Origin of the sequence: Sphingomonas sp. LY29, assembly GCF_035593985.1 — a bacterium.
In the GTDB taxonomy this organism is placed as follows: domain Bacteria; phylum Pseudomonadota; class Alphaproteobacteria; order Sphingomonadales; family Sphingomonadaceae; genus Sphingomicrobium.
Map to the genome: position 1 here is coordinate 1,692,743 of NZ_CP141587.1, position 26,120 is coordinate 1,718,862.

The 26,120-nt window shown below is 65.6% G+C and carries 31 protein-coding genes and 1 tRNA gene; 20 read left to right on the top strand and 12 right to left on the bottom strand.

Annotation, left to right across the window (positions count from 1 at the left end; all coding sequences use genetic code 11):
- Positions 1 to 49: 49 nt before the first annotated feature.
- Entirely contained in the window at positions 50 to 1,855 is a 1,806-nt protein-coding gene (gene lepA / locus SH584_RS08625) for a translation elongation factor 4 (protein WP_322841606.1), read from the top strand.
- 168 nt (positions 1,856 to 2,023) lie between these two features.
- Here lepA and yghU read toward each other — a convergent pair whose 3' ends face one another.
- Genes yghU through SH584_RS08640 form a run of 3 tightly spaced genes read right to left on the bottom strand, consistent with a single transcriptional unit; the run spans position 2,024 to position 4,237 of the window.
- Positions 2,024 to 2,866, bottom strand: a complete 843-nt coding sequence (gene yghU, locus SH584_RS08630; RefSeq protein ID WP_324806331.1) for a glutathione-dependent disulfide-bond oxidoreductase — start codon at positions 2,864 to 2,866, stop codon at positions 2,024 to 2,026.
- A gap of 38 nt (positions 2,867 to 2,904) precedes the next feature.
- A complete protein-coding gene (gene crcB / locus SH584_RS08635; RefSeq protein WP_324806332.1) occupies positions 2,905 to 3,267 on the bottom strand; it encodes a fluoride efflux transporter CrcB in 363 nt (120 codons plus the stop codon).
- A gap of 4 nt (positions 3,268 to 3,271) precedes the next feature.
- Positions 3,272 to 4,237, bottom strand: coding sequence for a DUF808 domain-containing protein (locus SH584_RS08640; protein ID WP_324806334.1), 966 nt, complete (start codon positions 4,235 to 4,237; stop codon positions 3,272 to 3,274).
- A 101-nt stretch (positions 4,238 to 4,338) separates the two neighbouring features.
- On the opposite strand from SH584_RS08640, the gene SH584_RS08645 reads away from it, so the two are divergent.
- Complete coding sequence (locus SH584_RS08645) at positions 4,339 to 5,529, top strand: chymotrypsin family serine protease (protein ID WP_324806336.1); 1,191 nt, start codon at positions 4,339 to 4,341, stop codon at positions 5,527 to 5,529.
- Between the two features lie 80 nt (positions 5,530 to 5,609).
- Here the strand turns inward: SH584_RS08645 and SH584_RS08650 are convergent, their stop codons facing one another.
- The 3 genes from SH584_RS08650 to SH584_RS08660 form a co-directional block, all read right to left on the bottom strand.
- Positions 5,610 to 6,428 (bottom strand): N-acyl homoserine lactonase family protein, encoded by an 819-nt coding sequence (locus tag SH584_RS08650; protein ID WP_324806338.1) that lies wholly within the window; start codon positions 6,426 to 6,428, stop codon positions 5,610 to 5,612.
- Between the two features lie 141 nt (positions 6,429 to 6,569).
- Positions 6,570 to 7,001, bottom strand: coding sequence for a hypothetical protein (locus SH584_RS08655; RefSeq protein ID WP_324806340.1), 432 nt, complete (start codon positions 6,999 to 7,001; stop codon positions 6,570 to 6,572).
- 83 nt (positions 7,002 to 7,084) lie between these two features.
- The gene (locus SH584_RS08660; RefSeq protein ID WP_324806342.1) at positions 7,085 to 7,477 is read right to left on the bottom strand and encodes a hypothetical protein; all 393 of its coding nucleotides are present in this window, start codon (positions 7,475 to 7,477) and stop codon (positions 7,085 to 7,087) included.
- A gap of 337 nt (positions 7,478 to 7,814) precedes the next feature.
- On the opposite strand from SH584_RS08660, the gene SH584_RS08665 reads away from it, so the two are divergent.
- The 4 genes from SH584_RS08665 to SH584_RS08680 all read left to right on the top strand — a co-directional run bounded on the left by SH584_RS08665 (position 7,815) and on the right by SH584_RS08680 (position 11,349).
- On the top strand, positions 7,815 to 8,504 hold the full coding sequence (locus SH584_RS08665) for an SRPBCC family protein (protein ID WP_324806344.1): 690 nt from the start codon (positions 7,815 to 7,817) through the stop codon (positions 8,502 to 8,504).
- A gap of 10 nt (positions 8,505 to 8,514) precedes the next feature.
- Positions 8,515 to 9,738, top strand: coding sequence for a zinc-dependent alcohol dehydrogenase (locus SH584_RS08670; RefSeq protein ID WP_324806345.1), 1,224 nt, complete (start codon positions 8,515 to 8,517; stop codon positions 9,736 to 9,738).
- The gene (locus tag SH584_RS08675) at positions 9,725 to 10,504 is read left to right on the top strand and encodes an SDR family NAD(P)-dependent oxidoreductase (RefSeq protein WP_324806347.1); all 780 of its coding nucleotides are present in this window, start codon (positions 9,725 to 9,727) and stop codon (positions 10,502 to 10,504) included. The genes SH584_RS08670 and SH584_RS08675 overlap by 14 nt, the downstream gene beginning before the upstream one ends.
- 77 nt (positions 10,505 to 10,581) lie before the next feature.
- A complete protein-coding gene (locus tag SH584_RS08680; RefSeq protein WP_324806349.1) occupies positions 10,582 to 11,349 on the top strand; it encodes a hypothetical protein in 768 nt (255 codons plus the stop codon).
- Positions 11,350 to 11,637: 288 nt separating this feature from the next.
- Here SH584_RS08680 and SH584_RS08685 read toward each other — a convergent pair whose 3' ends face one another.
- Positions 11,638 to 12,252 carry a peptidylprolyl isomerase gene (locus SH584_RS08685; RefSeq protein ID WP_324806351.1) on the bottom strand — a complete coding sequence of 205 codons (615 nt, stop codon included), beginning with the start codon at positions 12,250 to 12,252 and terminating at the stop codon, positions 11,638 to 11,640.
- A gap of 78 nt (positions 12,253 to 12,330) precedes the next feature.
- On the opposite strand from SH584_RS08685, the gene SH584_RS08690 reads away from it, so the two are divergent.
- From SH584_RS08690 to SH584_RS08725, 8 genes are read left to right on the top strand one after another with little or no spacing between them, the layout of a single operon-like run.
- On the top strand, positions 12,331 to 13,242 hold the full coding sequence (locus tag SH584_RS08690; protein WP_322841594.1) for a heme o synthase: 912 nt from the start codon (positions 12,331 to 12,333) through the stop codon (positions 13,240 to 13,242).
- The gene (locus SH584_RS08695) at positions 13,239 to 13,376 is read left to right on the top strand and encodes a hypothetical protein (RefSeq protein WP_322841593.1); all 138 of its coding nucleotides are present in this window, start codon (positions 13,239 to 13,241) and stop codon (positions 13,374 to 13,376) included. The genes SH584_RS08690 and SH584_RS08695 overlap by 4 nt, the downstream gene beginning before the upstream one ends.
- Positions 13,373 to 13,918: a cytochrome c oxidase assembly protein gene (locus tag SH584_RS08700; protein WP_322841592.1), complete on the top strand. Its 546-nt coding sequence runs from the start codon at positions 13,373 to 13,375 to the stop codon at positions 13,916 to 13,918. Before SH584_RS08695 ends, SH584_RS08700 begins: the two co-directional genes overlap by 4 nt.
- Positions 13,919 to 13,952: 34 nt before the next feature.
- The gene (locus SH584_RS08705) at positions 13,953 to 14,807 is read left to right on the top strand and encodes a cytochrome c oxidase subunit 3 (RefSeq protein WP_324806354.1); all 855 of its coding nucleotides are present in this window, start codon (positions 13,953 to 13,955) and stop codon (positions 14,805 to 14,807) included.
- Complete coding sequence (locus SH584_RS08710) at positions 14,807 to 15,199, top strand: DUF983 domain-containing protein (protein WP_324806355.1); 393 nt, start codon at positions 14,807 to 14,809, stop codon at positions 15,197 to 15,199. Before SH584_RS08705 ends, SH584_RS08710 begins: the two co-directional genes overlap by 1 nt.
- On the top strand, positions 15,196 to 15,795 hold the full coding sequence (locus SH584_RS08715) for an SURF1 family protein (protein ID WP_324806356.1): 600 nt from the start codon (positions 15,196 to 15,198) through the stop codon (positions 15,793 to 15,795). Before SH584_RS08710 ends, SH584_RS08715 begins: the two co-directional genes overlap by 4 nt.
- Positions 15,788 to 17,014 (top strand): M16 family metallopeptidase, encoded by a 1,227-nt coding sequence (locus SH584_RS08720; protein WP_324806357.1) that lies wholly within the window; start codon positions 15,788 to 15,790, stop codon positions 17,012 to 17,014. The genes SH584_RS08715 and SH584_RS08720 overlap by 8 nt, the downstream gene beginning before the upstream one ends.
- Positions 17,011 to 17,880: a class I SAM-dependent methyltransferase gene (locus SH584_RS08725; RefSeq protein WP_324806358.1), complete on the top strand. Its 870-nt coding sequence runs from the start codon at positions 17,011 to 17,013 to the stop codon at positions 17,878 to 17,880. The genes SH584_RS08720 and SH584_RS08725 overlap by 4 nt, the downstream gene beginning before the upstream one ends.
- On the opposite strand, the gene SH584_RS08730 is transcribed toward SH584_RS08725, so the two are convergent.
- Genes SH584_RS08730 through SH584_RS08740 form a run of 3 tightly spaced genes read right to left on the bottom strand, consistent with a single transcriptional unit; the run spans position 17,877 to position 19,533 of the window.
- Positions 17,877 to 18,515, bottom strand: coding sequence for a heme exporter protein CcmB (locus tag SH584_RS08730; protein WP_416385175.1), 639 nt, complete (start codon positions 18,513 to 18,515; stop codon positions 17,877 to 17,879). The two genes, SH584_RS08725 and SH584_RS08730, sit on opposite strands and share 4 nt — an antisense overlap.
- A complete protein-coding gene (locus SH584_RS08735; RefSeq protein ID WP_324806362.1) occupies positions 18,512 to 19,060 on the bottom strand; it encodes an ABC transporter ATP-binding protein in 549 nt (182 codons plus the stop codon). Before SH584_RS08735 ends, SH584_RS08730 begins: the two co-directional genes overlap by 4 nt.
- Entirely contained in the window at positions 19,057 to 19,533 is a 477-nt protein-coding gene (locus tag SH584_RS08740; RefSeq protein ID WP_416385128.1) for a metallopeptidase family protein, read from the bottom strand. The genes SH584_RS08735 and SH584_RS08740 overlap by 4 nt, the downstream gene beginning before the upstream one ends.
- Before the next feature lie 15 nt (positions 19,534 to 19,548).
- Here SH584_RS08740 and SH584_RS08745 point away from each other — a divergent pair.
- The 6 genes from SH584_RS08745 to SH584_RS08770 all read left to right on the top strand — a co-directional run bounded on the left by SH584_RS08745 (position 19,549) and on the right by SH584_RS08770 (position 24,318).
- Positions 19,549 to 19,639: transfer RNA gene (locus SH584_RS08745), tRNA-Ser, on the top strand.
- A 192-nt stretch (positions 19,640 to 19,831) separates the two neighbouring features.
- Entirely contained in the window at positions 19,832 to 21,019 is a 1,188-nt protein-coding gene (locus SH584_RS08750; RefSeq protein ID WP_324806364.1) for a tyrosine-type recombinase/integrase, read from the top strand.
- Between the two features lie 178 nt (positions 21,020 to 21,197).
- Complete coding sequence (locus SH584_RS08755; protein ID WP_324806365.1) at positions 21,198 to 21,395, top strand: helix-turn-helix transcriptional regulator; 198 nt, start codon at positions 21,198 to 21,200, stop codon at positions 21,393 to 21,395.
- Positions 21,395 to 22,090, top strand: a complete 696-nt coding sequence (locus SH584_RS08760) for a hypothetical protein (RefSeq protein ID WP_324806367.1) — start codon at positions 21,395 to 21,397, stop codon at positions 22,088 to 22,090. Before SH584_RS08755 ends, SH584_RS08760 begins: the two co-directional genes overlap by 1 nt.
- Before the next feature lie 6 nt (positions 22,091 to 22,096).
- Positions 22,097 to 22,867 (top strand): hypothetical protein, encoded by a 771-nt coding sequence (locus SH584_RS08765; RefSeq protein ID WP_324806368.1) that lies wholly within the window; start codon positions 22,097 to 22,099, stop codon positions 22,865 to 22,867.
- Entirely contained in the window at positions 22,864 to 24,318 is a 1,455-nt protein-coding gene (locus tag SH584_RS08770) for an AAA family ATPase (protein WP_324806369.1), read from the top strand. The genes SH584_RS08765 and SH584_RS08770 overlap by 4 nt, the downstream gene beginning before the upstream one ends.
- Positions 24,319 to 24,501: 183 nt before the next feature.
- On the opposite strand, the gene SH584_RS08775 is transcribed toward SH584_RS08770, so the two are convergent.
- Positions 24,502 to 25,194, bottom strand: coding sequence for a hypothetical protein (locus tag SH584_RS08775; RefSeq protein ID WP_324806371.1), 693 nt, complete (start codon positions 25,192 to 25,194; stop codon positions 24,502 to 24,504).
- 206 nt (positions 25,195 to 25,400) lie between these two features.
- The gene (locus tag SH584_RS08780; RefSeq protein ID WP_324806373.1) at positions 25,401 to 26,039 is read right to left on the bottom strand and encodes an AbiV family abortive infection protein; all 639 of its coding nucleotides are present in this window, start codon (positions 26,037 to 26,039) and stop codon (positions 25,401 to 25,403) included.
- Positions 26,040 to 26,120 lie beyond the last annotated feature (81 nt).

Here is a 26,120-nt window from a genome sequence, read left to right on the forward strand (position 1 = left end):
GGCGCGTCGCCGATGACAGCGCAACTTTGCTCTGCTAGCGGGCGGCGCGATGACTGACCTTTCCAAAATCCGCAATTTCTCGATCATCGCGCACATCGACCATGGCAAGTCGACGCTCGCCGATCGGCTGATCCAGACGACCGGCGGCCTGACCGCGCGCGAGATGACGAGCCAGGTGCTCGACAATATGGAGATCGAGCAGGAACGCGGGATCACCATCAAGGCGCAGACGGTGCGGCTGGAATGGAAGGGCTATCAGCTCAACCTGATGGACACGCCGGGCCACGTCGACTTCGCTTACGAAGTCAGCCGCAGCCTCGCCGCGTGCGAAGGCGCGCTGCTGGTCGTCGATGCGGCGCAGGGCGTCGAGGCGCAGACACTCGCGAACGTCTACCAGTCGATCGAACACGACCATGAGATCGTGCCCGTCATCAACAAGATCGACCTTCCCGCCGCCGAGCCCGAAAAGGTCCGCGCCGAGATCGAAGAAGTGATCGGGCTCGACGCGTCGAACGCGGTGATGACCTCGGCCAAGAGCGGGATCGGCATCGAGGAAGTGCTCGACGCGGTGATCGAGCGCATCCCCGCCCCCACGGGCGACCGCGACGCGCCGCTGAAAGCGATGCTGGTCGACAGCTGGTACGACCCCTACCTCGGCGTCGTCATCCTGATCCGCGTCATCGACGGCGTCATCAAGAAGGGCCAGGAAATCAAGTTCATGGCCGCGGGCACGCGCCACCTGATCGACCGCGTCGGCTGCATGCGCCCGAAGCTGGAAATCCTGCCCGAGCTCGGTCCCGGCGAGATCGGGATCATCACCGCGCAGATCAAGGAAGTCGCACAGACCCGCGTCGGCGACACCATCACCGATGCCAAGCGGCCCGCCGCCGAAGCACTGCCGGGCTTCAAGGAAGTTCAGCCGGTCGTGTTCTGCGGCCTCTTCCCGGTCGACGCGGCCGACTTCGAAAAACTGCGCGAAAGCATCAGCAAGCTGCGCCTCAACGACGCCAGCTTCAGCTTCGAGACCGAAAGCAGCGCGGCGCTCGGCTTCGGCTTCCGCTGCGGTTTCCTCGGCCTGCTCCACCTGGAGATCATCCAGGAGCGGCTGACTCGCGAATACGACCTAGACCTCATCACCACCGCGCCGAGCGTGGTGTACAAGATGGTGCTCAGCCATTCGAAGAACGAGCCGGCGCAGACGATCGAGCTTCACAATCCCGCCGACATGCCCGACGTCAACCGGATCGAGAGCATCGAGGAGCCATGGATCGAAGCGACGATCTACGTCCCCGACGAATATCTCGGCCCGATCCTGAAGCTGTGCCAGGACCGCCGTGGCATCCAGAAGAATCTCACCTACGTCGGCGGCCGCGCGCAGCTCACCTACGAATTGCCGCTCAACGAAGTGGTGTTCGACTTCTACGACCGGCTGAAGTCGATGTCGAAGGGGTATGCCAGCTTCGACTATCACCAGATCGGCAACCGCGAGGGCGACCTCGTCAAGATGAGCATCCTCGTCAACGAGGAGCCGGTCGACGCGCTCAGCATGATCGTCCACCGCGGCACCGCCGAAACGCGCGGCCGCGGCATGGTCGAACGCCTCAAGGAACTGATCCCCAGGCACTTGTTCAAGATCCCGATCCAGGCCGCGATCGGCGGTAAGGTCATCGCCCGCGAAACGATCAGCGCGATGCGCAAGGACGTCACCGCCAAATGCTACGGCGGCGACGCGACCCGCAAGCGCAAGCTGCTCGAGAAGCAGAAGAAGGGTAAGCTCAAGATGCGCGAATACGGCAGCGTGAGCATCCCGCAGGAAGCCTTCATCGCCGCCCTACGCATGGGCGACGAGAACTAAGGTTCCGGCGACGCGCAAGCGTCGTTGGAAGGTTCTCGGAGGGGACGAGAACTAAGGTTCCGGCGACGCGCAAGCGTCGTTGGAAGGTTCTCGGAGGGGACGAGAACTAAGGTTCCGGCGACGCGCAAGCGTCGTTGGAAAGTTCTCGCAAGCGACGAGAACTAAGCCCTAGTCCAGGTCCGCTGCCGCGTGCCGCTCGGCGACGAAGCCCGGGTTCTTGTCGTCGGTCTTGCGGTTGACGCGGCGGCCTCGCTGGACGGCGGGCCGGGCGGCGACTTCCTCGCGCCAGCGATTGAAGTGGCGATACTCGGCGAGCCCCAGGAATTTGGCGGCGCCGTCATAGGCCGCGCCTTCGGCGACGCCGCCGTACCACGGCCAGATCGCCATGTCGGCGATGCTATAGTCGTCGCCCGCCATGAAGCGGTTGTCGGCCAAATGCTTGTCGAGCACGTCATACTGGCGCTTCGCCTCCATCGCGTAGCGGTCGATGGCATATTCGATCTTGACCGGCGCATAGGCGTAGAAGTGGCCGAAGCCGCCGCCGAGGAAGGGCGCACTGCCCATCTGCCACATCAGCCAGCTCATTGCCGCGGTGCGCGCGGCGGGGTCGGTCGGCAGGAAGGCGCCGAACTTCTCGGCGAGATAGAGCAGGATCGCGCCGCTTTCGAACACGCGCTGCGGCTTGGCGGGATCGCTGAGGTCGAGCAGCGCGGGGATCTTCGAATTGGGATTGAGCGCGACGAAGCCCGATCCGAACTGCGCGCCCTCGCCAATGTCGATCAGCCAGGCGTCATACTCGGCGCCGGCATGGCCCGCGGCGAGCAGCTCCTCGAGCAGGATCGTGACCTTGATCCCGTTGGGAGTGCCGAGGCTGTAGAGCTGGAGCGGGTGATCGCCGCGCGGAAGCTCGGCGTCCTGGGTCGCGCCCGACACGGGGCGGTTGATGCTAGCGAACTTGCCGCCGCTGGGCTTTTCCCACTTCCAGACGGCGGGCGGGGTGTAATCGGTCATGGCGGCTCCTTCGCGTAGGCTGGCCGCGAGATGGGGGCTCAGCGCGCCAAGGCAAGGCCGGCAGCGATGGCCGCGAGGCTGACGAGCACGCTCGCGCCGACGTATAGCGCGGCGAGGCCGGGCTCCCCACGTTGCCACAGCGTAAGCGCGTCGAGGCTGAAGGCGGAAAAGGTGGTGAAGCCGCCGAGGAAGCCGGTGATCAGGAATAGTCGTGCGGGCTGCGCGGTCTGGGCGAGGTCGAATAGGCCGACCGCGAGCCCGATGGCGAAGCTGCCGACGACATTGACCGCCAGCGTGCCCCACGGGAACGCCGGACCGAGCAGGCTGAGCGCCGCGCGGCCGACGGCGAAGCGGGTGACCGAGCCGAGGCCGCCGCCAAGAAAGACGAGCAGCCAGTTCATCGCCTTAGTGCGCCTCGACCGCGTCGCTGGCAGCGGGCTTCTTGTGGAAGGGCTTGAGCGCTAGCACGATCGCGCCGCCGACGATGGCGCCGGCAATCGACGCGCCGATCGCGTTGGCGATCCATTCGACCACTGCACCGAATCCGCCGCCACCAAGCGCGACCGCAATCGAATGCGCGGTGTCGTGCACGAGGTGCGGGATCGCGGGCGCGCCGAGCTCTTCCAGACCGTGGAGCAGGATCCCGCCGCCGACCCACAGCATCGCCGCGGTGCCGATCACCGACAGCGCTTTCAGCAGCTTGGGCACGACATGGACGAGGCCCCGGCCGAACGACTGCGCCGCATTGTTGTCGCGCTCGGTCATGTGGATGCCGATGTCGTCGAGCTTCACGATCAGCCCGACCACGCCGTACACGGCGACGGTGATCGCCAGCCCGACCAGCGCAAGCGCCGCGGCCTGCATGCCGATGCTCATGCCTTCCAGCTCGTTGAGCGCGATCGCCATGATCTCGGCCGAAAGAATGAAGTCGGTGCGAACCGCGCCCGCGACCTGCCTCTTCTCCAGTTCCTCGGGCGTGTCGGCGGCCATCAAGTCGGCCTCGGCATGGTGGTCGCCGCTGATCGCCTCCAGGATCTTTTCGGTCGCTTCGAAGGCGAGGTAGGCGCCGCCGATCATCAGGATCGGGGTGATCAGGAACGGCGCGAAGGCGGCCAGTCCGATCGCGGCGGGAAGCAGGAACAGCAGCTTGTTCTTCAGGCTGCCCTTGGCGATCTTCCAGATGATCGGCAGTTCGCGGTCGGGCGACAGGCCGGTGACGTAGCGCGGGGTGACTGCGGTATCGTCGATCACCACGCCCGCCGACTTGGTCCCCGCCTTCAGCGTCGCGGCGCCGATGTCATCGACCGACGCAGCGGCAAGCTTGGCGATCATCGACACGTCGTCGAGCAGCGCGATCAGTCCGGATGGCATCGAAATTCCCCTGTTTGTCGTGCGCTTCGTTAGCGAGGCGGATCGCGGTTGGCGAGGCTCGTCAGCTTGCGTCAATCTTGGCGGCGTCAGAAAGGACGTCGATGACCTCGCTTGCCCGTTCGCGCCTCGCCGCCGCCCTGCTTGCCGCCGCTCCCGCGACGGCGGCGCCGGTGCAGACGCCCGACCAGGCGTTCGCGCAGGACGCGGTGCCTTATGCCCGCCGCTACGGAGTGAGCGAGGACCAAGCGGCGACGCGGCTGCGCGCGCTGCAGGTCAGTTCGACCGTCACCGACCGCCTGCGCGAGGCCTATCGCGACCGGCTGGTCGGCATTTCGGTCGATCATTCGCCGGCCTTGCAGATCGTTGTGTTGCTCACCGGCGACGCGCCCGTGGCCGACACGCAGGTGGTGGCCGAGGGCATTGCGATCCCGATCCGTTTTCGCACCGGCGCGCCGTTCAGCGGCGACACGGTCGTCCGCGCGATGCTCCAGCGCGGGCCGGAACTCACCGCGCTGCTGCCCAATGCGCGTGGCATGGGGCTCGACGCGCGCACCGGCGAGCTGGTGATCCTGATCCGCTCGGCCGACGCGGCGCGGCTCGACGTCGCCGACCTGAAGGCAAAGGCCGAAGCGATCACCGGGGTCCGGGTCCGGCTAGATCTCGCCGACCGCCCGATCGCCAACCTGTCGCTGACCGGCGGGGCGCGGGTGGAAGGCGTGCACAGCCTCGACGGGAAGCGTTACGCCTGCACCACCGGCTTCGCGGTCACTGACGGCGCGCGCCCGGGGATCGCGACCGCGGCGCATTGCCCCGACGAACTCACCTTCCGCGACCCCGACGGTGCGCGCGTGACCTTGCCCTATGTCAGTCAGTGGGGCGCGCGGACGCAGGACGTGCAGGTCAACCTCGCCCCCGCCGATCAGCAACCCTTTTTCTACGCGGACCGTCCCGCCGGCGCGCTGCGCAAGCTGGCGGGCGCCCGCTCGCGGCTGAGCACCCGCGCGGGCGAATGGCTGTGCCACTATGGCGAAAGCTCGGGCTATAGCTGCGCCGAGGTCGAACTGACCCAATTCGCCCCGCCCGGAACGCTCTGCGCCGGGGCGTGCGCACCAACCTGGATCACGGTGCGCACCAACGACTGCAAGAGCGGCGACAGCGGCGGCCCGGTGTTCGCGGGCGACGTCGCCTTCGGCCTGACCAAGGGCGGCAGCGGCGGCCGCGGCGCCCGCTGCAACTTCTATTTCTACATGTCGACCGACTTCCTGCCTGCCGAATGGCGCTTGATGCGCTAGAGCCGCTTTCGGCCCGAGACCGAACCGTCGATCGAGGAACGGTTAAACGAGGGCGGCCGCTCGTTCGGTCCGGCCGCCGATCACTTCGCGGACTTGGGGAAGGCCGGCAACTTCGAAATATCCCGAGGCTCGTGCTGGATGATCACGCGCGCGCCGACGTTCTTGGCCAGCCGGTCGAAGCGGTCGTGGGAGGCGAGGGTATCCGCCCGATCCGCATTGAAGGTCGGCACCCCCCGGTTCGCCACCTGCTCCTGGAAATGATATTGGTCGCCGGACAGCAGCACCGGCCCGGACGCGAGGCGCACCAGCAGTGCCGAATGCCCCGGCGTATGCCCGGGCATCGACAGCATCGTCACCCGCCCGTCACCGAAAACGTCCTGGTCGCCGGTCACTTCCGTGACCTTTGAGCCCTGCTCGAGCCAGGGAAGAAACTGCGGCTTGAGCTGATCCCTCGACCGGACGACCTCCAAATCCTTCTTGCCAATCAGCAGCGTCGCCTTGGGAAAGTCGGGGAGCTGACCGGTATGATCGTAATGGTAATGGCTGATCCCGACGAAGCTGATGTCGCCCGGCTCCACGCCAATCCGGGCGAGCTGCGGAACCAGCCGCTGCCTCAGGAAGCTGCCGTCTTTGTCCTTCGGTCTGCCCGCCAACGCGCCATCGAGTCCGGTATCCCAAAGCAGGAACCGGTCGCCATTCCTGATCAGGTAGCAGCTGGCAGAAAGCGTCCGCTTCTGACCAGCATAAAGGCCGGTGTCCGAGAAGGTGGCGAGGTCGACGTCGATCGACCCGCAATCCAGCCGCCACAACTCGGGCCCGGCGGCCTTCCTGGGAAGATCCTGCGACGCTGTACTTGCGGATGCCAGCAACAGGAGGATGGATGCGGCTGCGATCTTCATCAGATACCCTCGTCTTCATCGCTCGTCCGACCGTTCGACCACGCGAGGAGGCGAGAAAGAACGCGAACTGCCAATTCCGACGTGCGGAGGCTTGTCTTTTCTAGCCTGTCGAAAACGTCTGCTTTCGACCCATTGCGGACATTAGCCCGCCAGCCGCTGCTCATACGCTGAGAGCAACTCGCACAGCGAAGCGTGGCCGTCAGCGCTCATCTCGACGGTGTTGCGAACCGCGTGATACTCAACGTCGTTCTTGATGGAGCCGCGAGCAGCTACCCGACGCACGACCTTAGAGAACTGGAACCTCATCGCGCTCAGGCTCGGCAACCCTTTTAGCGCAAGCTCGTCGTCGATGGCTGCTACTCTATCGCGAGGCCACCCATCAGTGGCTTCAATGGTGTCCCCAATGGCCATCGCAAGACCTTGCCTCGCTTTGGCGGGAGATTGGGCCGCAAGCTGATCAAGGCAAATTACGGGATCAGTCTCGGCTGTCAGCAACTCGACTGGCACGGTGTCGCGCACCAGGCGAGCAAACGACGCACGCATTTGCTCATAGTTCTCAGCATCGATTTTCATGGCCGCAGGCTGTCATGGCAGGAGGCAGTTCGCAATGTCCGCTTTCCACCCATTGCGGACATTTCGCCGGACCACACGGAGGTTCAGGCGCTCGACGGCACAGGCGGCCGCATCACCTCGAAGTTCCTTGAAATTGGTATTTTGAAAAGCTCGCCTGAAGGTGGTTCGTCATCAGCAGTCGAAACCAGAAAATTCCTTTCTACGGTGAAGCGCGCGGCAGGAGAAAATTTTAGCGCACGAGCGCGGAACCAGGGAGTCCATTGCGCTGATCCGTCCTCCAAAACGATGAAGTATGCGGGCTGAAGCAATCGAGCGACGAGAGCTGTCATCAGAACGGCCCAGATAGCCAGCAATCCGGCCACGGAGAACCAAACAAGAAGGCGATCGCCCGTAGTGAGACTCGTGTTCGCCTCCATCCGGAAGATTGCCCACAGCGCATAGGCGCCCATGAACTGAAGGACGGCAAATCGGACCATCACGCCTCCGCGAGGAACCCGCAGACTGAAGGGGGCAATCAATTCTTCAGGCCTCTTCATGATCAACTCTCAATTGATTGGATGCGCCCAAGATCGCAAGTTTCTCAACGAGCGGCAATCTGCTCTCTCCGGTTATGCAAATGTCAGTTTTCCACCCTTAGCGGACGTTGCCCCACGTCGCGGCGAAAGCCTCGACACCAACCCCTCACAACTCGCCGCACCGGCGCGGCCGCCCACCGTTCTGGCTCTTCACCACGGAACGGCTTGCCCCCGCCCTTGTTCACTCCTTGTCGGCAGCGGCGTTTCCGCTCCTGCCACAGACAAGCGGAGACATATCATGGCGGGAGCCAAATCCGGGTCTGGAAACGACCTGACCACTGGCCAGCGCGTCGCGATCGGCGCGGGCGCGGCGGCGGCCGTCGCGGGTGCGGCGCTGCTGTTCACCAGGAAATCGGGCGGACCGTCCGACGACAAGCGCATCAGCGACGCCCCGTCGTGGACGCTTCGCGACACGCCCACGGGCGACAAGGGCGCGCTGATCGGGCGAAGCGTCACGATCAACCTGCCGCGCCGCGAAGTCTACGACCGCTGGCGCGACTTCACCCGCTTTCCCGATTTCATGGACAATGTCCGATCGGTCGAGAAGCTGGGCGACCGTCGATCGCGCTGGACGATCGAGGCGCCGGCGGGAAAGACCGTCGAACTGGTCACCGAGATTATTCACGACGTTCCCGGCGAGCGGATCGCGTGGAAGAGCGTCGAGGGCAGCGAGATCATCACCGCGGGCCAGGCGATGTTCAGCGACGCCCCTCCTGGCCGCGGTACCGTCGTCCAGCTGGTGATGACCTACGCCCCGCCTGCGGGCGCGATCGGCAAGCTGGTCGCCAAGCTGTTCCAGCGCGAACCAGCGATCCAGGCGCGCCGCGACCTTCGCCGCTTCAAGCAATTGCTCGAAACCGGCGAAGTCACGGTCAACGCCAGCCCGTCGGCGCGCAAATCCGAATCCCCCACCGAAGCCCGAATTTAGGAGCAGACCGATGCGCGCAGTAACCTGGCATGGTCGCCACGACGTCCGCGTCGACAGCGTTCCCGACCCCGAAATCGTCAATCCCCGCGATTGCATCATCAAGATCACCTCGACCGCGATCTGCGGGTCCGACCTTCACCTCTACGACGGCTACATCCCCGGCATGCGCGCCGGCGACATCCTGGGCCATGAGAATATGGGCGAAGTGGTCGAGGTCGGCGCTAAGTCCACGCTGAAAAAGGGCCAGCGCGTGGTGATCCCCTTCACCATTTCGTGCGGGTCGTGCTTCTTCTGCTCGAAGCAGCAATTTTCCGCCTGCGACAACAGCAACCCCGCCGAGACCGCCGACCCGTCCGAAATCGCTTACGGCCATTCGATGGGCGGTGCGTTCGGCTACGCCCACCTAACCGGCGGCTATGCCGGCGGACAGGCCGAATATCTGCGCGTGCCCTACAGCGACGTCGGGCCGATCGTCATCCCCGACGGGCTGGAGGACGACAAGGTCCTGTTCCTGTCCGACATCCTGCCGACCGGCTGGCAGGCCGCGGTCAATTGCGACATCGAACCCGGCGACACCGTCGCCGTGTGGGGCTGCGGCCCGGTCGGCCTGTTCGCGATCCAGTCGGCCTTCGTGCTCGGCGCGCACCGCGTCATCGCGATCGACCATTTCCCGCGCCGGCTTCAGCTCGCCAAGTCGATGGGCGCCGAGATCCTCAATTACGAGGAAGTCGACGTCCGCGACGCGCTCAACGAGATGACCGGCGGGATCGGTCCCGACGCGTGCATCGACGCGGTCGGCATGGAAAGCCACGGCATGTCGGTCGACAACATCGCCGACACGATCAAGGCGCACACCTACCTCGGCACCGACCGCCCCCACGCGCTACGCCAGGTCATTCTGGCCTGCCGCAAGGGCGGGCGGGTCTCGATTCCCGGCGTCTATGGCGGGATGGCCGACAAATTCCCGATCGGCGCGCTCATGGAAAAGGGGCTGACCGTGAAATCGGGCCAGACCCACGTCCAGAAATTCGGCCGCAAGCTGCTGGAGATGATTGGCGAGGGGAAGCTCGACACCACCTTCCTCATTTCGCATCGGTCGAGCCTCGAGGATGCGCCCGACATGTATCGTCACTGGCACGACGAACAGAACGACTACACCAAGATCGTCCTCAAGCCCGACATGGCCAAGGGCGATATCAAGACCACGAAGGAACTTGCCGATGTCGACGCGTAAACTTGCAATCGTCACTGGGGCCTCGACCGGCATCGGGCTCGAAATCGCGAAGCTGGCGGCAAAGGACGGCTACGACCTGCTGGTCGCCGCCGACACGCCGTTCGTCGATGCCGCGGCCGGGCTCCGCGGACTTGGCGTCGAGGTCGAGCAGGTCGAAGCCGATCTTTCGACCGAGCAGGGCGTTCGCCAACTGCTCGATGCGGTCGGCGGCCGCGCGGTCGACGTGCTCGTCGCCAATGCGGGGCACGGACTTGGCGGCGCCTTCCTCGACCAGTCGCCGCAGGACTGGCGCCACGTCGTCGACACCAACATCACCGGCACGATCCTGCTGGTCCAGGAGATCGCCAGGCAGATGGTCGACCGCGGCGAGGGCAGGATCCTCATCACCGGTTCGATCGCCGGCCATGTCGCGGGCGCCTTCCACGCGGTCTACAACGGGACCAAGGCGTTCGTGGACAGCTTCGCCGCCGCGCTTGGTAACGAATTGAAGGACAGCGGCGTCACCGTCACCTGCCTCAAGCCGGGCGCGACCGAGACCGAATTCTTCCGCCGCGCGGGCATGGAGGACACCAAGGTCGGCCAGTCGGACAAGGCCGATCCTGCCGATACCGCCAAGACCGGCTGGGATGCGGTGCTGAAGGGCGAGCATGCCGTGGTCGACGGGGCGATGAACAAGGCGCAGGTCATCGCGTCGGGCGTCCTGCCGGAATCGGTCACTGCCGAAATGCACCGCAAGCAAGCCGAACCCGGATCAGGCGACGACTGATTTGTTCGCCAGGATCCCGAATTTTTCGTCGCAATAATCGGGTGTAGCCTCCTGCCACCAACGCAGGAGGCGACTCGATGAAAAGCGTAAGAACGGTAGCGGTAAGCCTGTTGTTCGCGGCGAGTTCGCCGGTCCTTGCCCAGACCCCGCCCGGGCTCTCCGACCTCATCGGCGCGCGCGCCGCCGGCGCCGAGACCGCCATGCAGTCGCGTGGCTATGTGAATGTCGGTGCGCAGCAGGGCGACGACCGGGTCTGGACGACGTGGTGGAACGCGCGAACCCGGACCTGCGTCACCGTCTCGACCGTCAACGGCCGCTACGACGCCATCACGACGTCGCCTGCACCCGATTGCCGGCAGGCGGGAATGCCGACGACGCTGCCGGGATCGCCGGTTCGCCCGATGCCCGTGCCCGGGCAGGACAGCTGGTTCGACCTTGGACTGGTCTGCTACGGCGAGGGGCAGCAGCCCGCGCTGGCGCGCCGCTATGGCTATCAATGGGATCATCGGCGCGGTCGCTACGTCTACGGCGACCGGACCGAGCTGACGACGCGCGATTTCGACGCGTCGGTGATGATCCAGTTGTGGGCCGACGGCGGCCGCATTCGCCTTCCCAACCGGCTGGTCCCGCCGATCCATTCGCGCGGCAACGACGGCTGGTGGGAACTCGACAATGTCTCGCGCGGGCAGAACGAGATCCGCGCTTCCTACCGCCTGAACGGCCTCAACAAGCCGCAGATCCGCATCGATCGGCGCAGCGGGCGTATCTCGATCCGGGGTGCGGCCGATTATTCGTTCAGCGGCACGTGCGACACGGTCGACAACAACGCGCAGCGACGCTTCTGAACGCTCTCGACCACAGGCGGTTCGGCGCGCATCCTGACCGCGCCGAATCGCCTATGTTGGAGCGTACCCCATGATCAGCCTCTGGATCGCAGCGTTGCGATTGCAGGGCTATCGGCCCGGCACTCGCGAACCGATCGACCGACAGGCCGAGCTCGCGACCGCGAACTAGCGCTGTCCTACATGGGCGCCGTCATGCCACAAAAGGCATCGGCCGGCGGTTCGGACGACATTCGCTTAAGTTCGCAAATCGGGCCCGAAAATGCGCCTCACTCCACGAACTTTGCGAACTTAAGGGGCGACGCGGGTGGCCTTGGTGATGCGGATCGCGGGGTCGAGCATCTGCCCGACCATCCCCGCCGATCCCTTCGTCGGGGAGACGGGCGAGGCGAGGATCTTCTCCACCACGTCCATCCCTTCGACGACATGGCCGAAGGCGGCGAAACCTTGGCCGCTGGCGTCGGCGTCGAAGCCGGGGATGTCGGTGGTGACGATGAAGAATTCGGCCTGTGCGCTGCCGGGCTTGAGCGCCGCCATCGAGACGGTGCCGCGAACATGCTTGATCCCGGTCTGGCTGGTCGCCTCGTGCGCGATCGGCTTGCCCAGCTTGCGCGCGTCGGTGGTGATCCCGCCCTGGATCAGCCCGCCCTTGCCGTAGGGCATCGCGCGGTAGAAGCTTTCGCCATCGAGCTTCTTCTTGTCGATATAGTCGAGGAAGTTGCGCGTGGTAATCGGCGCGCGGCCACGGTCGAGGGCCAGGACGATCCGCCCCGCGGCGGTGTCGAAGCCGACCTTGACCAGATCCTCCTGCGGCGTCGCGGCGGGCGCGGGGGCAGCCGTCGGTTGGGCGAAGGCGGGAAGGGCGGTCATCGCGACCAGCGCGGCAAGGGCGATTCGAATGCTCATGGGTCCGATCATAGCGGCCTGACCTGAACCGCCAATGTGCTCTTTTCCTCTGCTCCCCAACACCTTATAGCGCGCCCCGTGACCAGCATCCCCATCGCCCGCGACGACGGCCTTCCGGCCGACTGGCGCGACCTGTTCGCGCTGACCAAGCCGCGCGTGATGAGCCTTGTCGTCTTTACCGGCCTGTGCGGGCTGCTGGCGGCGCCGGGGACGGTCCACCCTGTGCTCGGCTTTGCCGCGGTGCTGTGCATCGCGCTCGGCGCGGGCGCGGCCGGCGCGCTCAACCAATGGTATGAAGCCGACCTCGATTCGAAGATGAAGCGCACTGCGGGCCGCCCGCTTCCGGCCGGGCGAATGACCCGCCAGACCGCGCTCCACTTCGGGGTCGGGCTGTCGATCTTCTCGGTCATCCTGATGGATCTCGCCGCGAACCACCTCGCCGCCGCGATCCTGCTCGCGTCGATCCTGTTCTACGTCCTCATCTACACCGTCTGGCTGAAGCGCCGCACCGCGCAGAACATCGTCATCGGCGGCGCCGCCGGCGCCTTCCCGCCGCTGATCGGCTGGGTCGCGGCGACGGGGGAGATTTCGACGCTTCCGGTGCTGCTGTTCGCGATCATCTTCCTGTGGACGCCGCCGCATTTCTGGGCGCTGTCGCTGTTCGTGAAGACCGATTACGCCAACGCCGGCGTGCCGATGCTCCCCGTCGTGTCGGGGATCACCACCACCCGCCGCCAGGTCATGCTCTACACGCTGCCGATGGTCGCCGCCGCGATCGCGCCGTGGGCGCTCGGGCTGACCGGGGCGATCTATGGCGTGGCGTCGGTCGCCCTCAACGCGGTCTTCCTGGCCTTGAGCGCCCGCGTGCTTCTCAACCGCGCGACCGAGCCGGCGGGCATGAAGCCCGAAAAGCAGTTGTTCGCTTTCTCGATCCTTTATTTGTTCGCGCTGTTCGGCGCGCTCGTCGCTGACCGATGGATATTGGCATGACCCCGACCCCAATCGACCAAGATGCAGTCCGCAAGCGCCAGCGAGACCGCGCGCGCGTGATGGCGCTGTTGCTGGGCCTGTTCGTGGTGCTGATGTTCGGCATCACCATCGCCAAGATGAGCATCAACCAGTGACCACCATCGCCGCGAAGAATCGCACGGTCGGCATCCGCGCCGCGCTGTTCGGGCTGGCGATGCTCGGTCTCGCCTTCGCGTCGGTGCCGCTCTACCGCGTGTTCTGCGCGGTCACCGGCTTCGGCGGCACGACGATGCGCGCCGATGCCGCACCGGGCGCGGTCGCGGGCGAGATCGGGGTTCGCTTCGATGCCAACATCGACCCCGCGCTGCCGTGGAAGTTCGAGCCCGAGCAGGGCACGGTCCGCATCCATCCCGGCGCCCGGACCGTGGTCGCCTATCGCGCCACCAACCTCACCGCGCGCAGCACGTCGGGGGAGGCGACCTTCAACGTCTCGCCTGCGGTCGCCGGCCAATATTTCAGCAAGATCGAGTGTTTCTGCTTCACCGAGCAGACGCTTCGGCCCGGGCAGAGCGTGAACATGCCCGTGGTCTTCTTCGTCGATCCCAAGCTTCGCACCGACCCCGCGACGCGCGACATCGACGAAATCACGCTCAGCTACACCTTTTATCCGGTGGAAAATCCCGCTAGCGGCGGCTAGAGCGCACACGCGGAAATTTCAGGAATCAGCACCCATGGCGTCGACCAAGAACCACGATTATCACATCCTACCGCCCGATCAGTGGCCGATCATCGGCTCCTTTTCGGCGCTGGCGCTGACCGGCGGCGGCGTGATGTGGATGCACGACAATCCCTATGGCAAGTTCATCACGCTCGCGGGCCTGGCCGGCGTACTGATCACGATGTTCAGTTGGTGGGGCAACGTGATCCGTGAAGGTCGCGCGGGCGATCATACCCCCGTCGTGCAGCTTCACCTGCGCTACGGAATGATCCTGTTCATCGCGTCCGAAGTGATGTTCTTCGTCGCCTGGTTCTGGGCGTTCTTCGCAGGCGCGCTGTTCCCCGCGCCGATCGAGATCGTCGACGGAAGCGCGCAGGTCATCGCCGACGCCGCGACTCCCGCCGCGTGGCCGTTCCCGGGGATCGAGACGATCGACCCGTTCGGGCTTCCGCTGCTCAACACGCTGATCCTGCTGTGCTCGGGCACGACGATCACCTGGGCGCACCATGCGCTGATCCACGGCGATCGCGACGGCCTGAAGAAGGGCCTGCTCGCGACCATCGCGCTCGGCCTCGTCTTCACCGCGATCCAGGCCTACGAATATATGCACGCGCCGTTCGGCTTCGCCGGCAACATGTACAGCGCGACCTTCTTCATGGCGACCGGCTTCCACGGCTTCCACGTGCTGATTGGGACGATCTTCCTGATCATCTGCTACGTCCGCGCGAAGAAAGGCGACTTCACGCCCAAGGCGCACTTCGGCTTCGAAGCGGCGGCATGGTACTGGCACTTCGTCGACGTGGTGTGGCTGTTCCTGTTCGTCTCGATCTACGTCTGGGGCGGCTGGGGCGCGCCGGTCCACGGCTGATGAACGGCGAGGCGCCGGTCACCGGCGCCCACCCGTTCGTCAAGCCGTCGCTGGCCGCCGCGACGCTTCGTGGGCTGTGCCCACGCTGCGGCGCGCGCACCCTGTTCGACGGCTTCGTCAAGCTGACGCCGAAATGCCGCAACTGCGGGCTCGACGTGTCGGCCTATAATGTCGGCGACGGTCCCGCCGCCTTCCTGATCCTGATCGTCGGGACGATCGTCGCGGTGTCGGCGATCGTCGTCGACCAGGCGGCAGGCCCACCGTGGTGGGCTCACCTCGTCTGGATCCCGATCGGCCTCGGCCTGACACTCGGCGGACTCCGCCTCGGCAAGGCCGCTTTGCTTTACCAGGAAGTCAGCCACCAGGCGCGCGAAGGAAGGCTGGTCGAATGACTCGCAAATGGCCCATCCTGCCGACGATCATCGTCCTTGCCGCCGTCGCGACGATGGTGATGCTCGGCGTGTGGCAGTTGCAGCGCAAGGCGGAGAAGGACGCGCTGCTGGCGACCTACGCCGCCGCGTCGAACCTGCCGCCAATCGGATGGCCGACGATCCCGACCGCCGCGCCGCCGCTGTTCCGCTCGGCGACGGGCAATTGTCTTGGCGTGACCGGTTTCCGCACTGCCGCCGGTCAGAATATGTCCGGCGAGCCCGGCTATGTCGTCATCGCCGACTGCCGCAATGGCGCCGAAGGGCCCGGCATGGCGGTCGAGCTTGGCTGGTCGAAGGATCCCAACGCCGGCCGGGCCTACAAGGGTGGGCTGGTCAGCGGTGTCATCGCCCCCGACCGCATCGCGCGGATCCGGCTGGTCGCCGCGTCGCCCGGGCCGGGCCTTTCGCAAAGCGCGCCGCCGTCACCCGCGTCGATCCCGAACAATCATCTGAGCTATGCGGTGCAGTGGTTCCTGTTCGCCGGGATCGCGCTGGTCATCTACGTGCTCGCGCTGCGCGGGCGCTGGCGAAAGGAAGCCGGGACGCCGAATGGCTGAGCTGACCCGCCTCGCCAACGGCGTGACCGTCGCGATCGACCCGATGGAGGGCGCGCAGTCGGCCTCGATCGGGCTTTACGCCGCGGTCGGATCGCGCTCCGAACCCGACGGCAAGGGCGGCCTCGCGCATCTGGTCGAGCATATGGTGTTCAAGGGCGCGCGCGGCCGCGACGCCCGCGCGATCGCCGAAGCGATCGAGGATGTCGGCGGTTCGCTCAACGCCTGGACCGCGCGCGACCAGACGGTGTTCCATGCCCGCACGCTCGGCCCCGATGTCGGGCTCGCGCTCGAGCTGATCGCCGACCTCGTCCGCGCTCCGCGGCTCGATGCCGACGAGCTTGAGCGCGAGAAACTGGTGATCCTGTCGGAGCTTGGCGAATGCCTCGACGCGCCCGACGACCTGATCCACGACCATCTGTTTGAAGCCGCTTATGGCCAGCAACCGATCGCGCGCCCGGTGCTTGGCCGCGAGCCGAGCATCACCGCGATCACGCGCGACGACTGCACCGGCTGGCTGACCGATCAGTACCGTCCCGAGCGGCTGGTCATCTCCGCAGCGGGCAAGGTCGATCCGTCGCACATCCTGCTGCTCGCCGAAGCGCTGTTCGGCGACCTTGTCGCGGCGCCGCCTCCGCCGATGGCGCCGGCGACGTTCGTCGGCGGCATCCGCTCCGATCGCAAGACTGCCGAGCAGACGCACCTCGCCTTCGCCGCGCCGGGGCTGGCATCGAACGATCCCGCGGCGCCCGCGCTCGCCCTGTTCGCGCAGGCGGTCGGCGGCGGCATGTCCTCGCGGCTGTTCCAGGACCTGCGCGAGGAGCGCGGGCTGGCCTATTCGGTCTATGCGTGGACGCAGGGTTTCACCGAGACGGGGATCTTCGGGGTCAATCTGTCGACCGACAAGGCACGCGCCGCCGAAGCGATGGCGCTGGCCCGCGATACGGTCGCGCGCGCGGCGGAGGAATTGACCGACGCCGAGATCGCCCGCGCCCGCGCGCAGGTCGAGGCGGGGCTGTTGATGAGCCTGGAAACGCCGCAGGGCCGCGCCGATTCGATCGCGCGTTCGATCGAGATTTTCGGGCGGATCATGAGCCTCGAGGAAATGCTCGCCGAGCTTCGCGGCGTCGATGTCGCCGCCGCCCGCGCCGCAGGGCAAGCGATGCTGTCGGGCCCGGTCGCGCTCGCGTCGATCGGCGGCAAGCTCGCGCTCGCGGCATGACACTCGGTCCACTCCAGACGATCGTCGCCGAGCCGTGGAGCGACTGGGGCCTGATCGATTCGGGCCATGGCCGCAAATGGGAACGCTATGGCGCGGTCACCGTCGTCCGCCCCGAACCGCAGGCGATGTGGGCGCCCGCGCTCGACGAATGGTCTCCCGATGCGACCTTCGTTCCGGGATCCGACGAGGAGGGCGGCGGCCGCTGGATCCAGCATCGCCCGGTGCCCGCGAGCTGGCCGCTCCAGCGCGACGGCGTGCGCTTCCACGCCAGCCTGACGCCGTTCCGCCACCTCGGCTTCTTCCCCGACATGGCGCCGCAGTGGGACTGGATGCGCGAACGCGCCGCCGACGCCGAGGTCATGAACCTGTTCGGCTACACCGGGGTCGGCACGCTGCTGCTGAGCGAAGCGGGCGCGAAGCTGGTCCATGTCGACGCGTCGAAAAAATCGGTCGAGGGCGGCCGCGCCAATGCGACGCTGTCGGCGATGGCCGACCGGCCGATCCGCTGGATCGTCGACGACGCCGCCAAGTTCACCGCGCGCGAAGTGCGGCGCGGGCGGCGCTACGACGGCATCCTGCTCGATCCGCCCAAGTTCGGGCGCGGGCCCGAGGGTGAGGTGTGGCGGCTGGAAGAACATCTTGCCCCGTTGCTCGCCGACACGCGCCGGCTGCTCGATGCCGACAGCCGTTTCCTGGTGCTGACCGTCTATGCGGTGCGGATGTCGGCGCTGAGCATCGGCGAGCTGCTTCGGCAGCTGACCGAAGACCTTGGCGGGACGGTCGAATGCGGCGAGATGGCGGTACGCGAGGAAGCGCGCGGACTGCTGCTTCCCACGGCGATCTTCGCGCGGTGGCGTAAGGACTAACTGCGCGCGGCGCGGATCGCGGCGCCGGTGACGAACGGCGCGCCGGCGACGATCAGCAACGCGATTGCCGCTTCCAGCTTCAACGCCGAACTGCTCGTGTCGCCCGTCGCCGACGCGCCAAAGATCAGCAGCGGGATCGCTAGCGGCATCAGGAGCAGCCCCGCCAGCGCGCTGGCGCGCGCGAGCCCCTGGGTCATCGCCGCGACCGCGACCGCGAGCGCAGCAAGGGCGGGAGTACCGATCGCCAGCGTCAGCAGGGTGCGGCCGAGCGCGGGTCCATCGAGCCCGACGAGCAGGCTCCCCGGGACGGCGGCAAGCATCAGCAATGGGCCGAAGGTCAGCCAGTGGCCGACGATCTTGGCCGCGCCGACCATCTCGTCGGCGACCCCCGCCAGCTTCAACTGGTCGAGTACCCCATCGGCGCGGTCGGGCTCGATCAACCGCTCGATCGGCAGCAGCGCCGCGGTCAGCGCGGCGATCCACAAGGCGCCGCCGCCGATCCGGGCGAGCAGCGGCGCGTCGGGACCGACGGCGAAGGGCACGATCGTCGCGACCAGCAGGAAGAAGGCAGCAGGCAGCCACGCCGCGCCCGACAGGCCGCGACGCACTTCGCGAAGGATCAGCGCGCGGGTCACAGCGGCCACTCGCGCCAGTCGCCACGCATCGCGCCGTGACTCGTCGCGATCGCCGCGCCCGCCGCATCACGATGTCGTTCGATGACCTTTTCGAGGCGAGCGACCCCGTCGCGGTCGAGGCCGTTGAGCGGCTCGTCGAGCAGCCATAGCGGCGCGTCGCTCGCCACGACCCGCGCCAGCCGCGCGCGGCGTGCCTGTCCGGTCGACAGCATGCGCACGGGCACATCGGCGAGCCGGTCGAGGTCGAATGCCGTCAGCGCCTCGGCAAGTTTCGGCCCGCCCCAGAAGCCGAGCGCGCGTGCAAGCGGAAGGTCACGGTCGAGCGCCAGATGATCGTCGGCCAGCGCAACGTCGGCGCGCTCGATCGTCCCCGCGTTGGGCAAGAGCAGCCCGGCGATCAGGCGCATCAGGCTCGACTTGCCGCTGCCGTTGGGGCCGGTCAGGTGCACCGCGTCACCGGGCTCGACTAGCAAATCGCGTCCCTCGAACAGCAATCGCCCGCCGCGGGTCAAGGCGATCCCGTCGGCGCGAAGCAGCGCGTTCAAGCCGCGCCCTCGAGCGCGTGCATGTCCTCGTCGCTGAATCCGAAATGATGGCCGGCCTCGTGGATCAGGATGTGGCGGACGAGATGCTCGAGTTCCTCGCCGTCCTCGATCCATTCTTCCAGGATCGCGCGGCGGAACAGGCGGATGCGGTCAGGCAGCGTGCCGCTCGTCTCCACCCCGCGCTCGTGGATCGGGATACCTTCGTAAACGCCGGTCAAATCGAGCGGATGATCGATTTCCAACTCGCTGAGGAGTTCCTCTTCGGCCACCTCGTCGACCTGCAGCACGACATGCGCGAGGTGGCCGGAAAACGGCTCGGGCAACGCGTCGAGCGCAGCGCGCGCGATCGCCTCTATCTCGGCGGCGGAGGGGGCAAGGTCGAAGCGGCGCAGCATGGTGCGAACGGCATAGGAGGACCGCGCCCTCGCGCCAAGCTTGCCCGATGCGCCGCGGCCCCCTAGAGGGCGGTCCATCCGGGCAAAATATGCGGAGCGGTGGCCGAGTGGTCGAAGGCGCTCGCCTGGAAAGTGAGTATACGCCAAAAGCGTATCGAGGGTTCGAATCCCTCCCGCTCCGCCAAATTCCCATCCACAGCCGTCCGGACACGTCTCAAAAAGCGCGGCATTTTGCCATTTTTTCGTTCATGTTGTCCGCACGCGTCTCCACGCATCTCCCTAAATCCTCGGCCGCATTTAGGGCTAGATTTAGGGTTGAGCCGAAACCGTCCCTAAAATACCAAGGATGGGGACGGCGACTCAAAGGGGGAATCACATGGCGCGAGCCATTAATCGGCTCACGGTGAAGGGCGCTGCGGCGCTCAAAGAGCCGGGACTTCATGCCGATGGCGGTGGTCTTTACGTGAATGTGAAGAAATCAGGGGCCCGGTCCTTTGTCTTCGTCTTTCAGTGGAAGGGGAAGCGGCGGGAGAAGGGGCTCGGCTCGCTCACGTTGGTGTCGCTCGATGAGGCTAGGGCCAAGCGGGACGAGGCACGCAAGCTTCTGGCGGATGGCATTGACCCACTAGAGCCCAAGGCGGCCGCAAACGACATAACCTTCGGGGAAGTGGCCACGTCCCTAATTAGGGACCTTGAAACGGGTTGGAGCAATCCGAAACATCGCCAGCAATGGCGAAACACGTTGGCCAATTATTGCGCACCCATTTGGGAGACGCCGGTGGACGCCGTGGACACGGACGCCCTCGTCGCCATCCTCAAGCCGATGTGGAACGACAAGCCGGAGACGGCCTCACGGCTCCGGGCTCGCATCGAACGCGTCTTGGACGCGGCCAAGGTGAGAGGCCTTCGCTCCGGCGACAACCCGGCCCAATGGCGCAGCCATCTTGCCCATATTCTCCCGGCCCGCACGAGAGGTGCAGGAGTCCGCCACCACCCGGCTCTCCCCTATGCCCAAGTCCCGGACTTCGTGAAGGGACTGAAGACCCGCGTAAGCACTGCCGCGCGCGCGCTGGAGTTCTTAATCCACACTGCGGCGCGCACGTCTGAGGTGCTCAACATGACGTGGGGAGAAGTGAACCTCAACGCTCGGCTGTGGACCGTGCCCGGCGAGCGGATGAAGATGAGGCGCGAACACCTAGTGCCGCTCACTGAGCCCGCTCTAGTGGTGCTCCGGGCCATGGCGGTTGTCGGAACGGACCCGGCGGCTCCCGTCTTTCCCAGCCGGAACGGTAAGCCGTTATCCGGAATGAGCATGGAGATGCTTTTGAGACGCATGCAATGCGATGACTTCACCGTCCATGGCATGCGCTCCAGCTTCCGCGATTGGGCTGGCGATGAAACGGCGTTTCCGCGCGAAATCGTGGAAATGGCGCTCGCGCACATCGTGGGCAACGCGGTGGAGCAAGCCTATAGGCGGGGGACCGCGTTGGCGAAGCGTCGGGACCTCATGGAAGCGTGGTCCGCGTTCGTGGCTGGGTCTCCCGCGTTGAGAGTTTCCGCGTAGTTATTTCTAGCTCACCCAAATAATTTTTGTTCGCCTTTTCGTTCATGTTGTGTCCGTGAGTATCCACGAGCGTCCGTGAGTGTCCACGCGTCCCATACCCGGCATTTTACCGGGTCTTCACAGATAGTTAGACCCCATTATCGTTATCCACATCGCAAACAGTGGAAACGGTGAATCAATGCTCAATTTCTCGAAGAACCTATCGCGTACCGAACTCGCCGCTGAACTCGGCATTGGTCGTGTGACAATCTGGCGCGCCGAACGTGCGGGCCGCGTTCCCGCTGGCATCCGCGTGAGCCCAAACCGCACGGAGTTCACTCCGGCCGCCCAGATGGTCATCGCGGACGTTCTCCGCCAGCCGGTGGAGGCGCGCTAATGGCCTTGCTCACCAGTGAGCGGACAACTGCCGCTCTGGAATCGGCTGAGCGCCGCCTCGCGGACTTCAAAGCGGAGCACGCAAGGAAGACCGCGGCGCTAACCGGTGACCTCGATTTTGACGGTAGCTTGGCGCTCCGTAATGAAATCGCGGACCTTGCGCTCAAGGTTGCAGCGGCCTCGGATGCCGCCGACCAAGCGCGCCGCAACGTCGAAGTCGCGCAACGGGCTAAGGCTGAGGCCGAAACCGAACGGGAATACAAAGCGGCGGAGAAGTCCGCGCGGGCGGCCGAAAAGTTGACGCTTGAGGTTTCTTCCGTTGCTGACCGGCTTGCCGGGCTGCTTGGTGCCTTGGAGGCGAGCCGTTTGACGGTGGAAGCGGCCAACGCACGGCGCGGAGCGCGGCCTCACATCAAACATGGCGAGGCTCGTGTGCGTGAGATACCCCAACGCATCACTCCGGCTGTGTTCGAAAAGCGCACGGTTTGGGAGGATGGAGCGGGCCGGAGCCCCGCCATCTTCCGTCAGCTACAGACCGGCGAACTCGTGCCGTCCGAAGGTGGCTTCACAAAGCGCGTGGAAACGGTCGTGAGCCGCGCGGAGCAAGTCACGCCCGCCCACATTCCTGGGGGGCTCTTCAAGGACGCAATGCGCCTCACGGGACTGAAGGGCGAGGCCCTCTTCCCGGCCCGCTAACCCCAATTGAAAACGCCCGCCGTGGTGAGCGGCGGGCGGTACTTTGAAAGCAGCAACAACATGACTGATAAGCGTTTCCTCGCGGACGGCGAAGAACAATCCAGTGGCCCCATTTCCATCCTCCGCACCTTCGTCCTCCACAGCAAAGTGAAGGTGCTTTCCGGGCTCGCGGCCCTTTCTTATGTCGCCGGGCGTGAGGGTGACGATGAGTGGGCTTGGGCAGCTGAGGCCGAAGACGCGCTCATTGACGCATTCTTTGTGCAGCACGGCGACACCCGCCCGAACGGTCCGAGGTTTGAGCGTTATTTGACCGCGAAGGCCACCCTTGCCGCCGCTTTCCGCGGGGGTCACGCGCAACGAGAGATTGACTTGGCACTCACCGGCCGGGTTCGGACCTTCGAGCAAGAAACCTCACCCCGGCAGATGGTGGCGAAGGTTTGCGACCGGGCCATTGCGCTCGCACGCGCTCACGCGACAATCTACGCAGATGAAATTGACATCGCTTCAGACCGGCACCCGCACGCCATCGAGTCCGCAATTCGCTACGTCTCCATCAAAGTTGCGCAACGGCACGCGGTCACGGATGCCGAGGCGGCCTATTGTGCGCTCAAAGCATTCGAAGACCTTGGGCTAGACGCCGATTGGGAGGCGGCCGCCGTTGCCATGGAGGGGGCGGCCGCGGGTCGTGCGGATCGTGAGGCCGAAGAGGAAAACGCTCGTGAACGCGCCGCCGAAGTGTCCAAGGCAACCGCGTCACTCTTCGACGGTGTCGAATGAACGGGGCCGCGATGCTAGCGGACCCGGAGGCCGGGCTTGCCTTCGCCGCCGCCGAACTTGTCCGCCGGTTGCCGGTCCTCAGCGGCGACGAGGCCCTTGAGCGCGCCCTCAGCGAGTTCCGCGAGAGGGGCGTCGAGCCGCTTCTCCCCGCAATTCAGAAAGCGCGTGTGGCGGCCCGGACCGCGGCCCGGGAGCGCAACGCTCGCGCTCACGAAGAGGCGCGAACCGAAAGTGAGCGCGCCGAAGAGGAATTGGCGCGGCTGCGCGAAGCAAGGCGCCAAATGGTCGGCACGCCGAGCGCCGCCCGTGCGATTGTGCCCACACCATTCCTTTGGGCCAACCCGGCCCGTCTCCCGCGCCGTTCGTGGCTCTATGGTCAGCATCTAATTCGCGGCGAGGTGAGCCTCACGCTTGCTCCCGGCGGCGTCGGGAAGACCTCGCTGGCGGCGGCGGAGGTGGCCGCCATGTCCACCGGCCGCGCGCTACTTCATGACCATCCGGACCGGCCCCTCCGCGTTTGGTGGTGGAATGGCGAGGAACCGGAAGACGAAATGGCCCGTCGCCTAGCGGGGGTCGCGAAACATTATCGGCTTCCGCCTAGCGCGTTCGCGGACCGCCTCTTCATCGACAACGGCAATGACTTGCCACTCATGCTCGCGGAGCAAGGCCGGGAGGGCACCAAGATTTGCACGCCGGTCGTGGAGCACTTGGTGGAGGCACTAAAGGCGCGGCGCATTGACGTGATGTTGATTGACCCGTTCGTCTCAACCCACAATGTCCATGAGAACGACAACTCCGCAATCCAGCAAGCCGCGTCGGCATGGAAAGCCGTGGCTCAGCGGGCCGGGGTGGGCATTGGACTTGCGCACCACACCCGGAAGCTGGCGGGCCGCGATGCGTCCGCTGAGGACAGCCGCGGCGGCGATGCGCTTGTCTCCAAGGCGCGTGACGCCCGCGCCCTCAACCCCATGGGTGAGGCGGACGCCACACGGCACGGCATACACAAGCATGAGCGCCATTCCTACTTTTCGACAGGCACCGGAGGGAAGTCGAACATGACGCCCAAATCGGACCGCAAGGTGTGGTTCAAGCTGGAATCAGTAGGGCTTGGAAACGGCGCATTGAACGCGCCGGAGGACCGGGTCGCGGTTGTCACGAAGTGGGAGCCGCCGGTGGTGGAGCAAGACCTTTCGCCGCTCGCGGTGTCCCGTCTGGCGGACCTGATGGGCGAGCGCGAGTGGCGGGCCTCAAAACAGGCCCGCGGGTGGCTCGGACGGCTTGTTGCGGAGGCCTTTGAATTGGGCAGCGAAGACGGCTGGGAGGGACGAGCGCGTCTTATTCTAAAAGAACTTGAGGTCCGCCGGATTATCATCGCTACTTTCGGGCAGGACGAGCGCCGCAAGTCGGTCCCTGTGTACCGCCTTGGAGCGAGAGAAACGGCGGAAATCTGACATTTGCTCCACTTGCTCCACCCGTGCTCCACCTTTGCTCCACTTAGGTAGAGCGCTCATTTGCTCCACTGCTCCACTTGCTCCACCCACCTTTATTAGAAGGTGGGTGGAGCAGTAGGTGGAGCAAGGGTTGGAAGAGGTAATCTCAACCCCCAGGAATCTTCGCTCCGATGCCGCACTAAATTACTTGCCCTTGTGCCGACCGTAAGCCTCACGCCCTAAGAGGGCGCAGTAGATGGCGGCGGTGAGCGTCGCGTCGGCCTTCATATCGCTTACCCCGAAGGCGTAGGACACAAATTCCAGCGCTTGAGCGGCGGCCACGGCTCGCAGAGGCTCGAAGGCTAGGAGTTGTCCATTTTCAGTGATCAAATCCCGTAACTTGCCCTTTCTCTGTTCAAACGAGCGGAGAAGCGCTTTCATTCCGCGGCCGCGTTCTGCCTGCGCGATCAATTCACCAAGCGCGTGGTGAAGTTCCTTGAGAACCTGAAGGGCGTCGGCATATGCCGGGTCATTCCCTTGATGGCGCTCAATCGCGTCCGCCAGCTCGTCCACGGCGGTTATCGCCAAAGGCGCAAAGGTCCGCACGATGTGGACCTGTTCCGTGAGCGTGCGCCGTCCCGTCCAATTTGAGGCCTTCGCTTTAGCGCCAACGGGCGGGTGATATGTGATGTCCGGCGACGTTGCCTGAGAGGTGGAGACGGCATCGTGGACGCTAGGCGGCAGAGGTACGCCCGCGCCCCCGTAGTCGTTGCCGTAATTCATCCCGTAGCCGCCGCCCGCGGGGAGCGCCCCGGTGACGCCGCTACCGTCCGTGCGTGGGGTCCGGCGAGCCACCACGTCATTGGCTTGCTCGGTATTGACGTATTCGGCTTCCAACTTGTGGGCCTGTCTCAAGGCTGGCGAGCCTACTTCGGGCGGCGACGTACTCACATGAGGCGCTCTTAGCGCGTGCGCATCCCGCTCGTGGGGTATGGGCTTGTCGCGTGTCACCCTAGTCCTCTCACCCATGCAGCACCTCCATCCGGGGGAGGGTAGCGGATGCTCGCGGGGTGGGGGAGCCCAACCCCCGGCAAAAATCGCGGTTAGTCCCCCTCACGGACCTCAAGCGGCCGCCCCTCCATGAAAGCCTGCAGGGAAGTTGGGTGTGTGCTGGTCAGCCCTTCGGCATGTAGCATCGCTTTGTATCGGATTACCGCCGCGTGCATCCCGGGCCGCCCGAACTCCGGCCCGACAACCTCGGCCCATAACTCAATCTCGCGGAGCAAAACCGGACGGGCGCCCCACATCATTTCCGCGGTGCGGAGCATCGTCTTGGCAAGGTCGGCATCTATGACTTCCGAAGGCGCGCTCCAGTTCCGGTTGCCAAGGCAGTCTGTGTAAACGGCGACTTGCTTCAAAGAGTCCAGGATGATGGCGTGCTCCCCATCCTTGTCCACGGCCGCAGCCAGCGCGTCCATGGTCCGTGCTCCGTCCGCTACTAGAGAAGGGATGATCCAGCCCGCATTCTTCGCCCGGTGGTTTCGGTAATCACGCCAGCCCTCCTTCAAGGCTCGCTCATCGCTGGACAACGCCAAGCGACGGAGGATGATGACCTTGCCCCGCTCTTCCATGGCGAGGATGGCGAGGGCCGTGGCCGACGGGTAGCGGCCCGCCTCCAGTAAGAGCCTAGCGTCCTCAATGAGGCGCTCCGCATTGGCCTGTGCGGCCCCGATGCCGTCCAAGACCTCCGAGGGACTGAGAGGGCCCGAATAGGGCTTGAGGTGATGCTTCACGGTGAGGGTGTGGCACGGCGCGGACCGGAG